This window comes from Paraplanobispora siamensis (assembly GCF_016863175.1).
In the GTDB taxonomy this organism is placed as follows: Bacteria; Actinomycetota; Actinomycetes; order Streptosporangiales; family Streptosporangiaceae; genus Planobispora; species Planobispora siamensis.
The window spans coordinates 1-12,325 of sequence record NZ_BOOJ01000034.1; the positions used below are offsets into that span (position 1 = coordinate 1).

The window sequence follows — 12,325 nt, forward strand, 5'->3', positions numbered from 1 at the left end:
CCCGCCGCGGAGGTGTCAGGCGACCGGGTCGAGGCTCGCCGCCTGCGAGGACGACCTCTCCAGCGGGATCGGGGACTGCGCGGCCGGCGCCAGCGGGAGGGTGACCACGAAGCAGGCGCCGGGACCGGTGGACGCGTCGTACCAGGCCCGGCCGCCGTGGGCCTGCGCGAGCGAGGCGACGATGGACAGGCCCAGGCCCACGCCGGCCATGTTGCGGGTGCGCTCGTCGTCGGCCCGGCTGAAGGCGTCGAACAGGTGGGGGACGAACGCCTGCGGCACGCCGCCTCCGTGGTCGCGGACGCGGATGTCCACCGTGTCGCCGGAGAAGCGCGCCTCCAGCACGATCGGGAGCTCGCCGTACTTGAGCGCGTTGCGCACGTAGTTGCCGACGATCTGCTGCAGCCGCAGCGGGTCGGCCCACACCGGGGGACCGGCCGGGCAGTCGACCACGATCGAGGCCTCGGGGAACAGGGCCGCGCACTCCGACAGCGACTCCCGCAGGTCCACCGGCTCCCTGTGCACCGCCAGCCGGCCGGCCTGCACGCCCGGTGTCGTCAGCAGGTCCTCGGTGAGCATCGTCAGCCGGGCGAGCAGGATCTGGGAGCGGGCGATCATCTGCCGGGCGCGCTCGTCGGAGAGGTCGGGATGCTCGTCGATGATCTCCATGAAGCCCCGGACGGCGGTCAGCGGCGAGCGCAGCTCGTGTGAGACCACGGCCACGAGGTGGTCGCGCAGCGCGTTGGCCCGGCGCAGCTCGTCGTTGTGCCGGACCAGCTCGTCGGCGTGCCGGCGCACCCGCCGGTAGAGCGTGGTGATCTCCCGCAGCAGCGAGGTGAGCACCACCAGCGCGGCCACCAGGGCCAGCAGGCGGGCGCCGTACCAGCCGAAGGTGAAGCGCGCCCCGGCGAACAGGGTCAGGAGCACGTCCCCGCAGGAGGCGATCACCGCGATCACCGCCCACGACTCCAGGCCCCGTACGGTGCCGCGGAACCGGCTGACCGCGAGGAGCAGGCTGATGACGTTCACCGCGATGATGGCCGCGCCGAACTTCTCGGTCAGCACCCGGTAGTCCCCGTTGACCATGATCACGGGGATGTGCCCGGCCCCGGCCGTCACCAGCCAGGTGACGGCGGCGACCCCGGTCACCACCGCGCCGGTCACGGCCGCGGTCATCATCGCCCGCCGTCCGGGCGGGACGGGCGCGGCCTCCAGCCGGCGCGGCCACGGCCCCAGCGCGAGGCCGATCAGCAGGGGGAAGCCGGTGTGCCAGGCCGTCCACAGCCACGGCGCGCTGCTCGGCGTCGCGCCGAGCAGCCCGGTGGGCGCGAACAGGCCGGAGAAGACCATCGCGTGCGGCACGATCACCGCCGCCGACCACAGGTAGGCGCTGGACAGGGCCAGCAGGCGGCGGTCGCCGCTGGCCCGGAACTGGGTGATCAGCAGGAAGGCGGTGAGCAGGTCGCTGGCCCACACCACCGCCAGGAAGGCCGGCAGGAAGGCGGGCACGGGTCCCAGCATCCGGCCGGCCCCTGCGAAGATCAGCGCAGTGACCAGAGGCACGATCGCGGCGGCGAGCAGAGGCGCACGGCTCACTCGCACGGCCGGGGCCGGACTCGGGGTTGAACTGACATTCATCACTCCGCCCGAATCGGCAGCCCGTCACCCGATCTGAGGAGTGGGAAACGACCGGTTCCCCGATCGGGCGGTCAGGCGGCCAGGGCGCGCAGGACGAAGCCGCAGACGGTCTCCTCGGCCTCCTCCACCGTCACCGTGCCGCCGAGCAGCGGCAGCCGTTCGGCGCCGATGACGGCCATGATGATCCGGGCGGTGGCCGGCACGTCGGGCGCCTGGAAGGCGCCCGCCTTCACGCCGCTGTCGATGATGCCGGTCAGGATGCGCTGCATCGGGGCGACGTGGTCGGCCAGGCGCTGGTAGGCGTCCGGGCCCAGGGCCGCCGACAGGTCGGCCGCGCCGGGATGCGGGTGGGCCAGCAGCCCGGCCAGCTGGAGCCGGACGAACACCCGCAGCCGCTCGGCGGGGGAGGCGTTCTCGGGCAGCTCCCGCTCGTAGGACTCGATGAAGTAACTCGTCACCCGCTCGGTGAAGGCCAGCAGCAGCGCGGCCTTGTCGGGGAAGTAGTTGTACAGGACGGTGCGGGTGATCCCGGCCTCGCCGGCCACGTCGGTCATCGAGATGGCGTCGACGCCCTGGTCCCGGGACAGCCGCGAGACCGCCTGCAGGATGCGGTCGCGTGTCTGGGCGCGATGCTCGCCGATCGTCGCGGCCGAAATGCGGGGCATGATCCCATGGTCGCACAGGCGGGATGGGACGGCCCCGCGGATTCGCCGAGGTTTCCTCCCATTGCGGAATCAATCCTTCCGCAATGACCGGCATGCTTGTCATCGACGGCGGACAGGTCCACCGGAACGGGAAGAGGAGACATGACGACTCTCAGCTCCAGGGCGCTCAACCGTGCCACCCTCGACAGGCAGCTGCTGCTGCGCCGTTCGGAGCTGACGGTGCCGCAGGCGCTGGAGCACCTGGTAGGGCTGCAGGCCCAGAGCACCCACTCGTGGTACCTCGGTCTGTGGTCCCGGCTGGCGGACTACACCCCGGAGGGCACGGCGCAGCTGCTGCGCGAGCGGGGCGCGGTGCGGATGGCGCTGATGCGCTCGACCATCCACCTGGTCACCGCCGACGACTGCCTGTGGCTGCGGCCCCTGGTGGAGCCGGTCATCGAGCGCATGACGATGAGCAACTTCCGCCGCGGCCTGACCGGCCTGGACCGTGCGGAGCTGGTGGCGGCGGCCCGTGAGCTGCTCGCAGACAGGGCGATGACCTTCAGCCGGCTGGGCCGGGCGCTGGCCGAGCGGTGGCCGGACAACGACCCGGCCTCGATGGCCCAGGCTATCCGGGCGTCCGTGCCGCTGGTGCAGGTGCCGCCGCGCGGCCTGTGGGGCGAGAGCGGTCCGGCCGCCCACCAGGCGGTCGAGACCTGGCTCGGGCGGCCGGTGGACGCCGGAGCGTCGCTGGAGCGGCTGGTGCTGCGCTATCTGACCGCGTTCGGCCCGGCGACGGTCCGCGACGTGCAGCACTGGTGCGGGCTGACCCGGCTGACGGAGATCGTCGAGCGGCTCCGGCCGCGGCTGGCGGTCTTCCGCGACGAGCAGGGGCGCGAGCTGTTCGACCTGCCGGACGCTCCCCGCCCCGACCCGGACACGCCCGCGCCCGTGCGCTTCGTCTACGACTACGACAACCTGCTGCGCTCGCACGCCGACCTGAGCCGCCTGGTCACCGTCAACATCGCCGACCAGGGGTTCGGCATGACCGGGGAGGAGCCGAGCATGCTCCTGGTGGACGGCGTGGTCGCCGCCACCTGGCGGGTCGTCAGGCGGCGCGGTACGGCGACGCTGACGGTGCGCCCGTTCAGGAAGCTGACCGGCGCCGAGGAGGAGGCGGTGATCGCCGAGGGCGCCGCGATGCTGGCCTTCTCCGCGGCGGGGAAGACCCACGACATCGTGTTCGCGGCTCCCCAGCCGGGGTGAGACGGCCGCCGGGAGCCCTCGGGATCGGGGTCAGGCGGCGGACTCGGCCCGCGCCACCCGGCCCAGGTCGCCCAGGACCTCGGTGTTGAGCTGGTAGGCGAGCTTCGTCTCGCGGATGACGCGCTGCTTCTCGGCCTCGTCGAGGGGCAGCGCGTCCAGCCGGGCGCGGTACTCGTTCTTGAACCGGGGGAGGCTGCCGATCGCGTCGAAGCGGTAGAAGTCGACGCCGCCGCCCGCGCGGTAGCCGTATATCTTCTCCAGCTCCATCCGGATGAACTGCCCGCCGGACAGGTCGCCCATGTAGCGGGTGTAGTGGTGGGCGACGTAGCCGCCGGGCCAGGCGGCGACCTGCTCGATCCGGGCGACCAGGGTCCGGGTCGGCCCGGAGGGCTCGATCAAGTCCGCCCAGCCGGGGCCGTAGATCGTCTCCAGGTCCCGGACCAGCGCCTGCTCGCGGTAGAGCTCGGGGAAGACGAACGGCGCGGCGACCGGGTCGTCGGCGAGCGCCCGGGAGACGCCGTCGAGCGCCACGTAGGCGAAGTAGTGCTGGGCGACCATCTGGCCGTACGCCTCGCGGCTGAGCCGGCCCGCCATCAGGGCCTTGAGATAGCTGTCGTCCTCGGCCGACCGGTGGTCGCCCCAGGTGGCGTTCCTGAGGACTTCGGAGAACGGCGCCTCACTCATGCTCACTCCGCTGCTCACCCTGGTGCTCACTCCACGTCGGCGTTCCTTTCATGACACGGTGTCATGAAACTCGGAGGCCCGTCAAGGGATCACGACAGGCTGTCATATAGATCCGGCGGGTCAGCACCGCACCCAGTGGCCGGGGGCGATCTCCTTGATCGTGCTGGTGGCATAGGTGTTCCACAGGCCGAGGTTCTGCCCCGAACCGGCGGCGTAGGCGTACCCCTGCCGGTGCTGGGCCCGCCCCGCGGCGACGTGCGCGTAGTTGCTCGCCGTCACGCACACCGGCGCCGTGGTGGGGGTCGCGGTCGGAGTGGGGGTCGCGGTCGGAGTGGGGGTCGCGGTCGGAGTGGGCGTGGGGGTGGGGCCGGGTTCCCCGCCGCCGAGCGCGCGCACCATGGCCATCAGGGCGGTGATCTGCCTGCCCGCCCGCTCCGCGTAGGCGGTGTCCCCGCCGTACGCCCACCAGTTCCAGCAGCCGCGCGGGTTGTCCGGGGCGGTCGTCGCCTGCGGGTAGAGCACGATCATGCGGTTGGCGTCCGCGTACTCGTTGAGGTACGCCTTGTCGATCAGCGCGTCGCCCACCAGCCCGTGGTACTGGTAGCAGCCGTGCAGCGTGACCATCAGCGTGCAGGGACCGGACTCGCAGGCCGGGGGGACGTAGACGAACCCCTCGCGGCCCATGCTCACCGCGGCCGGGTCCCCGCCCGGGACGTACGGGCTCTGGTCGAAGGAGACGAGCTTCCCGGTGAGGGGTCCCGTGCCGGGGGCGGCGACGTCCCCGAGCAGGTGACGGAGCATGTCGCCGACCGGGTCGGTGCCCCCGCACCTGTTGACGTAGGGGGAGGCTGTGGAGGAGCAGGCGTTCGATCCCGCCGGGCTCACCCAGGCGTGCCCGGCGCCCGAGGTCCTGTCGTAGGCGACGTCGGCGCCCAGGGCCCGGTAGTACGCGGCCAGGTCGTCGTTGACGGCCTGGAGCACCGTGTCGTCCGCGGTGCCGTGGTACAGGTACACCGGGTCGCCGGAGAGTCCGGAGACGGGGTCGACCCGGCCGGCGGAGGCGAGGCTGCGGGTCTCGGCGGCCAGCTCCGCCGGGGTCTTCCTGGGAAGCGTCGTCTTCATGCACGCGTTGAGGGCGTAGCCCAGGTTGCCCTGGGCGCACCGGTAGGGACCGGCCGAGAAGATCCCGGCGCCCTCGAACACGGCCGAGTGGGCCACGTGCAGCTGGTTGGCCATGAAGCCGCCCGACGACAGGCCCGAGAGGTAGGTCCCGGTGATGCCGTGGCGGTGCAGCGCGCCGGGGACGGGCGGGGGCGCGGCCGCGTTCACCGATGTCACGGCCGGTACGGCCGCCGCCCCGGTGGTGTTCGCCGTGACCGCCGCCAGACCGGCCGCCAGGAGGGTCAGGAGCGTGCGCCGGAGTTTCATACGTGCCTCCAGATGGGGGGGATGCCGTCATCCTCGGATTCCGGAACGGCCCAGCCCACGTGGCGCACCATCACTCTGCGGAGCGGTGATGTGGCGTGGATCGCCACCTACCGGAGAGCGGACGCCGCAGACCCGCTGGGGATCTCGCCGGGGACCGGGGAGCGCCGCCGTGCGTCCAGCGCCATCACCGAGACCAGCAGGAGCGCGAACACCGGCACCCAGGCCAGGCGGCAGGCCACCCAGGCGAGCGTGCCGGGCGTGGAGAGCAGTCCGGGCACCTCGCCGAAGGGCAGCGCCGCGACCACGGTCACCGCCGCCGCGGTCTGGTGCCACAGGAACAGCGTCATCGCCGACAGGTTGGCCAGCGCCACCACCGCCCACACGCGGGGCCGCCGCATCAGCCGGGCCAGCGGCCCGCGTGCCAGCAGCGCGAGCCCCACCTGGGCCAGCCCGAAGGTGACCGCGGCGAGCGTGGGCGGGCTGAGGTTGGAGATCTTCGCCCCGGTCAGGCCCACCATGCTCGCGGGGTAGCCGAACACCGTCACCAGGACCACCGTCCCGGCCGCCCCGCCGGCCAGCAGCGCCACCGCCGGACGCCGGGAGGCGAACAGGCCGCGCGCCCAGCCCAGGCCCAGCGCGTACGGCACCAGCCATCCGGCCGCCAGGTTCACCCAGCCCAGCCAGGCCGGCCCGCCGAGCCCGAACCGGAGCGCGTCCACGACGAGCACCACCGCGCCCGCCGAGACGGCCGTGACCCCCGGCCGGAGTCTCAGCAGCAGGGGAGTGGCCGCGGTCAGCCCGGCGAAGACCGCCAGGAACCAGATTGGCCCGACCACCGGGAGCACCAGCGCCCTGACCGTCGCGGGCGGCACGCCGTACGCCACCGCCCCGGCCGCGATCCCGGCCCAGGCCACCAGCAGCGGGACCGCCGGCCGCAGCAGGCGCCCCATCCTGGCCCGCACCCACGCCGGACCGTCCGCCCCCGACCGCAGACTCCGCGCCGCCACGTAACCGCCCACGAAGAAGAACACCGCCAGCGTCTGCAACACCCACGACAACGGCGTCAGCTCCGGCAGGTGGACCAGCGGACTGGAGATCCGCAGACCCCCTCCGGGCTCCATCACCCAGGCCGTCACCAGCCAGTGCCCCAGCACCACCCCCAAGATCGCCAATCCCCGCAGCGCGTCGACCCCCCGGTCCCTCCCCGCAGGGGTCATCGCCTCAACCCGCCCCACCCACCCCCCTCCCCGCCCGAACACGCCCTTCCGGTTCCCAGCCATATCGCCCCGGCCCTCCGCGCGTCCGGCTGCGCCGTTCCGCCCCTCGCCCTCTGCGCGTCCCGTGTGCTCGTCCTGCCGACTCCGGCCCGCCGCGCGCCCGGCCGTGTCCTTCGGCTCCCCGCTCGCCGCGCGTCCCGCGTGCTCGTTCTCCGGCGCCGGTACGGCGGGCACCGGGGCGGTGGTGGCCGGCGCCGCCGTACGGTGGCCGGGGCGGTCAGGCATGGGACACCTCGCCGGTCCGGCCGAGGGCGATCAGGGTGAGGTTGCGCAGGGACTCGCTGCCGGGCTGGAAGTAGTCGCTGTGCCCGGCGGCGCCGGTGGCGAAGACGTGGGAACCGAAGTCCGGGCCCGCCGGGTCGGGGCCGAAGCCCAGGGGACCGATGCGGATCTTCGGCACCTTGCGCATCCAGTCGGTCGCGCCGCTGCCCGCCCACAGCCGGGTGCCGCCCAGCTCGGCGGCCGACGACACCCTCAGGCCGGGGCTGCCGACCACCGCGGTGTCGGCGACCCCGGTCCCCGGCACGGCCTTGGCGCACACCACCGATCCGTAGCTGTGGCACAGCAGGCTGACCCGCTTGCCGCGCAGCGTCTCGGACACGTAGCGCCGCAGCGCCGGAGCGCCCTCGACCGCGGCCCCCTCGGTGGCCACGTCCAGGCTGAAGGTCGCCGGGCTGCCGTACCCGAGCCAGGCCACCACCGCCAGCCGGGCGTCCGGGTCCATGGCGCGCGCCTGCTCCAGCAGCGCCCGCGCCGCGCCCCCCGGCGTGCTGTACGGCTTGGCGCGCCCGCCGTCGAAGGTGGCGGCCGTGGTGTCGGAACCCGGGACGATCACGGCCACGTGCTCCGCCGTGCCCAGGTCGCCGTAGACCTTGACGATCCGGTCGTCCGACGGCTGGGGGTTGAGCAGGTGGACGGCTGTCGCGATCACCGCGGCGGCGAGCAGGGGGCGGACCATGCATGTCTCCTGTCAGGTTCGGGGAACATGACAGGACGCTATGGACCATGATCGGTAACCCGCGTCACCCCGGAGCGCCCAGCTCCGGATCCCTCCCGAGGGGTACTCGGGTCACCCTTCCCGGGTCCCGCGCGGCCCGGGGCTACTCGCCGGGGCGCACCAGCCCGCTCTCGTAGGCGTACACGATCGCCTGGGCCCGGTCGCGCAGATCCAGCTTGGCCAGGATCCGGCCCACATGCGTCTTGACCGTCTGCTCCGACAGGACGAGCTCCTCGGCGATCTCCTGGTTGGACCGGCCCCGGGCGATGAGGGTGAGCACCTCGGTCTCGCGCTCGGTGATGCCGTCCAGCCGGACGCGCGGGCGCTGCGGCCCGACGCGGGCGAACTCGGAGATGAGCCGCCTGGTCACCGAGGGGGCGAGCAGCGCCTCCCCGGCCGCGACCACCCGGACGGCCTCGGCCAGCTGCTGCGCCGAGGCGTCCTTGAGCAGGAAGCCGCTGGCCCCGGCCCGCAGCGCCTCATAGACGTAGTCGTCCAGGTCGAACGTGGTCAGGATCAGGATCTTCGGGGTGTGCGCGCCGGAGATGAGGATCTCCCTGGTCGCGGCCAGTCCGTCCATGACCGGCATGCGCACGTCCATCAGCACCACGTCCGGCCGCAGCTCGGCGGTGCGCGCGATCGCGTCCTCGCCGTTCACCGCCTCGCCCACGACCTCGATGTCGGGCTGGGCGTCCAGGAACACGGTGAAGCCGGTCCTGACCATGCCCTGGTCGTCGGCGATGAGAACCCGGATCGTCATGCTTCCTCCATGATCGGCAGTATGGCGGTGACCGCGAAGCCCTTGCCGGTCGGCCCGGCCCATACGCTCCCGCCGAGCATGGCGGCCCGTTCCCGCATCCCGATCAGGCCGTGTCCCGTGTGCTTGCCGCGCCCCGCCTTCGCCGCCTCCGCGGCGGCGCGGTCCCCGCCGTCGTCCGACACGTGGATGTTCAGCTCGTCGCCGGACCGGGAGATCTTCACCGTGACGGCCGAGCCGGGGGCGTGCCGCATGGCGTTGCTGAGCGACTCCTGCACGATCCGGTAGGCGGACAGGCTCACCGCCGTGGGCAGGCCGAGCAGATCGGCGCCCAGCTTGAGCGTCACGGTGAGCCCGGCGGTGCGCGCGGTGGCGGCGAGTTCCTCCAGGCGGCCCAGGCCCGGCTGCGGTGCGGTGTCCGTGCGTCCCTCCCCGTCGCGCAGCACGCCCAGCACCCGGCGCATCTCGGTCATGGCGGCCAGCGACAGCGTGCGGATCTCGCCGAGCCCCTCCTCCAGCAGCCGCGCGTCCCCTTGCGCCTTCAGCGGTACGGCCTCCGCCTGGATGGTGATCACCGACATGTGGTGGGCCACGACGTCGTGCATCTCCCGGGCGATCCTGGCACGCTCCTCCAGCACGGCCTGCCCGGCCAGCGCCTGCTCGCTGCGCTGTTTCTCCTCGGCCAGACGCCCGGCGGCGGTCCGTCTGGCCTGGACGTTGTAGCCGAACAGGACGGTGACGGTCACCAGGGCGATGCCGATGAGCGTCACGCCGGGTACGTCGGATGCGAATACGATGCCGATGACCCACAGGCCGGCGGACGAGATCATCCACACGCCGAGGATGATGTGCCGCTCGCAGCGGACTGCGACCGCGTAGACCGTCAGCAGGTAGACGACCCCCGTCTCGGCGGTGACGGGGACGTCGCCCCCGTCGGTGCCGGTCGCCAGCAGGCTCAGCACCGCTGAGAGCCGCCAGGCCGCCAGCGGCCACCGGGTGCGCAGTACCAGCACCAGCGGTATCACGGAGGCCGTGGTGAGGGAGAAGCCGATCGAGTCGATCTGAGCCAGGAAGAAGGCCAGCACGAGGTCGGCGACGAAGACCAGGTCGATGGTGCGGAACGGCAGCAGGCTCAGGAACTCCGGTACGCGGGGCTCCAGCCATCGGGGGCGGGGGTGCGGCGGCCCGGCCCTGCCGGTCCACACGGTCGCGCCGAGCGCGCGGGCCAGCCGGGCGAGAGGCCGCAGCCGTGCCCGCGGAGCGGGAGGGGAAGGCATCCGGCCAGTTTAGGGAGATCGCCGACCATCCGGATCACACCGCGGGGGTATCGGCCGGGTCACCCCGCAGAGGGATCATCCGGGTCACCCCGCAGAGGGATCACCCGGGTCACGCTCCGGACGGATCGGCCGGGAGGCCGAACGCGGCGAACAGACCGGGCACCTCGAAGGCGTCCCCGGAGCGCCAGGCTCGCAGGAACACCTCTTGCACATGCTCTTCGGCCGCCATCCAGCGAGCCGAGCATCCGGTAGCAGTACGGCTGCAGCTCGCGGCGGTGCCGGCGGGTCAGGTCCGCGAACCTCGTGGCGTCCACAGTGACGTTCATACCGGTACCGACGGAAAAAACCGGCCGGATCATCGGTGAGATTCCGGCCGGAGCACGTCTACTTGGGCATGGCGATTGTTGAAGTGGACATCTCGATGTCGGTGGACGGGTTCGTCACCGGGCCCGGCCTGGACCGGTGCCCCGGGCTGCGCAGGGGCGGCACGCGGCTGCACGCCTGGCTCGAACACGAAGAGGGGCGGCGGCTGAGCCGGGCCACGTTCGCCGCCTCCGGCGCCCTGGTGACGAGCCGGTCGGTGTACGAGGCGACCGGCGGCTGGGGCGACGACGGCTTCTACCGGATGCCGGTCTTCGTCGTGACCCACCGCCCGCACGGACGGTGCACAAGGGCCGGACCACGTTCACCTTCGTGACCGGCGGGGTCGCCGCCGCGATCGAAGCGGCCTCGACCGCCGCCGGTGACAGGCGGGTTCACATCATGGGCGGTGCGTCGATCGTCCGGCAGGCGCTGCGGACCGGCGTGGTCGACCGCCTGCGGCTGCACATCGTCCCGCTCCTGCCGGGGCCGGCACCGCTCTGTTCGACGGTGCCGGCCCCGAACTGGAACACCTGGACACGGTGGACACTCCGGAGGCCGTCCACGTGACGTACCGGGTCGGGCGGGCCCCGAACCCGCAGGCTCCGGATTTCCGGGACGGTTGGTGATCTTTGCCGCTACGGTTCGTACTGGTTGCGGTGCTTTCGTAGAGGCTGGTAGGGGTCGGCGACCCGGTTCTTCCCTGGTGGGCAGACGGATCGGCTGCGCCGTACCCGGACGCCGGCCGGGAGGAAATGATCCGGCATGTCCAGGTCCTTCGGCGCGCGGAAGCCGGCCACTCCACCGCGTCCCGCGTTTCTCATTCTGCTGACGGCGCTATCGGTACTTCCGGTAAACGTTTATCTGCCGGCGCTGCCGGATATCGCGGACGCGTTCGAGGCCGACTTCGCCTTGGTCAACCTTTCGGTTGCGGTGTACGCGGTCGCCACCGCCCTGATCGAGATAGTCGCCGGCGCCCTGTCCGATCGTTATGGGCGTCGGCCGGTCGTGCTGACATCCGTTTCGATTTTCATCGTTGCGTCCATCGGCTGCGCGCTGGCGCCGGATATCGGCGTATTCCTCGTGTGCCGTACGTTCCAGGCGGCGATCGCCGCGTGTTTCTCGGTTGCGATGGTCGTCATCAGAGAAACGTCGGGCGAGCGTGAGGCGGTGAGGAGGATCGGCCTCGCCGGCATGGGATGGGCGCTCGCCCCCATGTTCGGGCCCACGTTGGGCGGGATCCTGGACGAGCTGTTCGGATGGCGTGCGATTTTCGTCGTTCTCGCGATCCTCGGCGGAACGGTTCTCGTCGCGTCGATGCGGCAACTGAAGGAGACGTCTCTCCATTCGGGAACCTCGAAGGGAGACCTTCTCGCCTCGTTCCGGCGAATACTGGGTTCATCCAGGTTCTGGGCCTACACGCTCTGCATGGCCTGCTCGACGGGGACGCTTTACGTGTTCCTCGGGGGAGCGCCTTTGGTCATGGGCGGCCACTTCGGCGGATCAAGTGTCGCGTTGGGCCTTCACATGGCCATGGTTCCGGCCGGGTTCGTCCTGGGCAGCTATCTGACGGGAATCTGCGCGTCACGGTTCTTCAGAAGCCACATCCTCGTCTACGCGCGCGTCCTGACCTGTGGGGGCCTGCTGGCCGGTCTGATCCTCGCCACGTCGCACGGCATCCACGCTCTCGCGTTCTTTGTCTCCTGCATGTTCATCGGAGTGGGGAACGGCCTGACCACGCCTGTGGTCAACGTCGGAGTGATGTCCGAGCGCGCCGATCTGGCGGGAACCGCGACAGGTCTGTCCGCTGCGATGTCGATCGGGGGCGGTGCGCTGATCTCCTCTGTCGCGGGTCTTTCTCTCGGCGCCGCCGGTTCGGTCCGGATCCTGCTGGCTCTGCTGCTGGCGTCGGCGTCACTCGCGTTGCTGGCGGCGATCTTCGCCGCCCTGGTCGACCGGCGGCCTCCCGCTTAGGCCCGGGGGCGGCGGGGTGGGGGGTG

General features: G+C 72.1%; 12 protein-coding genes. 4 read left to right on the forward strand and 8 right to left on the reverse strand.

Translation table 11 applies throughout. The annotated features are described in order from the left end of the window. Window positions 1-15: 15 nt before the first annotated feature. Window positions 16-1,560, reverse strand: a complete 1,545-nt coding sequence (locus Psi01_RS21300; RefSeq protein ID WP_204065832.1) for a sensor histidine kinase — start codon at window positions 1,558-1,560, stop codon at window positions 16-18. A gap of 146 nt (window positions 1,561-1,706) precedes the next feature. Continuing rightward, the gene (locus Psi01_RS21305) at window positions 1,707-2,300 is read right to left on the reverse strand and encodes a TetR/AcrR family transcriptional regulator (RefSeq protein WP_204065833.1); all 594 of its coding nucleotides are present in this window, start codon (window positions 2,298-2,300) and stop codon (window positions 1,707-1,709) included. Between the two features lie 141 nt (window positions 2,301-2,441). On the opposite strand from Psi01_RS21305, the gene Psi01_RS21310 reads away from it, so the two are divergent. Then, window positions 2,442-3,545, forward strand: coding sequence for a winged helix DNA-binding domain-containing protein (locus Psi01_RS21310; protein ID WP_204065834.1), 1,104 nt, complete (start codon window positions 2,442-2,444; stop codon window positions 3,543-3,545). A 30-nt stretch (window positions 3,546-3,575) separates the two neighbouring features. On the opposite strand, the gene Psi01_RS21315 is transcribed toward Psi01_RS21310, so the two are convergent. From Psi01_RS21315 to Psi01_RS21340, 6 genes are all read right to left on the reverse strand, one after another. After that, window positions 3,576-4,229, reverse strand: a complete 654-nt coding sequence (locus Psi01_RS21315) for a biliverdin-producing heme oxygenase (protein WP_204065835.1) — start codon at window positions 4,227-4,229, stop codon at window positions 3,576-3,578. A gap of 120 nt (window positions 4,230-4,349) precedes the next feature. Then, window positions 4,350-5,657, reverse strand: a complete 1,308-nt coding sequence (locus tag Psi01_RS21320; protein WP_204065836.1) for an extracellular catalytic domain type 2 short-chain-length polyhydroxyalkanoate depolymerase — start codon at window positions 5,655-5,657, stop codon at window positions 4,350-4,352. 107 nt (window positions 5,658-5,764) lie between these two features. After that, a complete protein-coding gene (locus Psi01_RS21325; protein ID WP_239127900.1) occupies window positions 5,765-6,892 on the reverse strand; it encodes an acyltransferase family protein in 1,128 nt (375 codons plus the stop codon). A 259-nt stretch (window positions 6,893-7,151) separates the two neighbouring features. Next, window positions 7,152-7,892, reverse strand: a complete 741-nt coding sequence (locus Psi01_RS21330) for an alpha/beta hydrolase (RefSeq protein ID WP_204065838.1) — start codon at window positions 7,890-7,892, stop codon at window positions 7,152-7,154. 142 nt (window positions 7,893-8,034) lie between these two features. Next, the gene (locus Psi01_RS21335; RefSeq protein ID WP_204065839.1) at window positions 8,035-8,691 is read right to left on the reverse strand and encodes a response regulator; all 657 of its coding nucleotides are present in this window, start codon (window positions 8,689-8,691) and stop codon (window positions 8,035-8,037) included. Continuing rightward, the gene (locus tag Psi01_RS21340; protein ID WP_204065840.1) at window positions 8,688-9,965 is read right to left on the reverse strand and encodes a sensor histidine kinase; all 1,278 of its coding nucleotides are present in this window, start codon (window positions 9,963-9,965) and stop codon (window positions 8,688-8,690) included. Before Psi01_RS21340 ends, Psi01_RS21335 begins: the two co-directional genes overlap by 4 nt. 394 nt (window positions 9,966-10,359) lie before the next feature. On the opposite strand from Psi01_RS21340, the gene Psi01_RS21350 reads away from it, so the two are divergent. From Psi01_RS21350 to Psi01_RS21360, 3 genes are all read left to right on the forward strand, one after another. Continuing rightward, complete coding sequence (locus Psi01_RS21350) at window positions 10,360-10,662, forward strand: dihydrofolate reductase family protein (RefSeq protein ID WP_204065842.1); 303 nt, start codon at window positions 10,360-10,362, stop codon at window positions 10,660-10,662. Continuing rightward, entirely contained in the window at window positions 10,659-10,895 is a 237-nt protein-coding gene (locus Psi01_RS21355) for a dihydrofolate reductase family protein (protein WP_204065843.1), read from the forward strand. Before Psi01_RS21350 ends, Psi01_RS21355 begins: the two co-directional genes overlap by 4 nt. Before the next feature lie 195 nt (window positions 10,896-11,090). Next, entirely contained in the window at window positions 11,091-12,299 is a 1,209-nt protein-coding gene (locus Psi01_RS21360; protein ID WP_204065844.1) for a multidrug effflux MFS transporter, read from the forward strand. Window positions 12,300-12,325: the final 26 nt, after the last annotated feature.

Excerpts from the sequence above, each read along its gene's own strand:
- Psi01_RS21305 (WP_204065833.1), bottom strand. The coding sequence starts at position 2,300 with ATGCCCCGCATTTCGGCCGCGACGATCGGCGAGCATCGCGCCCAGACA.
- Psi01_RS21310 (WP_204065834.1), top strand. The coding sequence starts at position 2,442 with ATGACGACTCTCAGCTCCAGGGCGCTCAACCGTGCCACCCTCGACAGG.
- Psi01_RS21315 (WP_204065835.1), bottom strand. The coding sequence starts at position 4,229 with ATGAGTGAGGCGCCGTTCTCCGAAGTCCTCAGGAACGCCACCTGGGGC.
- Psi01_RS21320 (WP_204065836.1), bottom strand. The coding sequence starts at position 5,657 with ATGAAACTCCGGCGCACGCTCCTGACCCTCCTGGCGGCCGGTCTGGCG.
- Psi01_RS21330 (WP_204065838.1), bottom strand. The coding sequence starts at position 7,892 with ATGGTCCGCCCCCTGCTCGCCGCCGCGGTGATCGCGACAGCCGTCCAC.
- Psi01_RS21335 (WP_204065839.1), bottom strand. The coding sequence starts at position 8,691 with ATGACGATCCGGGTTCTCATCGCCGACGACCAGGGCATGGTCAGGACC.
- Psi01_RS21340 (WP_204065840.1), bottom strand. The coding sequence starts at position 9,965 with ATGCCTTCCCCTCCCGCTCCGCGGGCACGGCTGCGGCCTCTCGCCCGG.
- Psi01_RS21350 (WP_204065842.1), top strand. The coding sequence starts at position 10,360 with ATGGCGATTGTTGAAGTGGACATCTCGATGTCGGTGGACGGGTTCGTC.
- Psi01_RS21360 (WP_204065844.1), top strand. The coding sequence starts at position 11,091 with ATGTCCAGGTCCTTCGGCGCGCGGAAGCCGGCCACTCCACCGCGTCCC.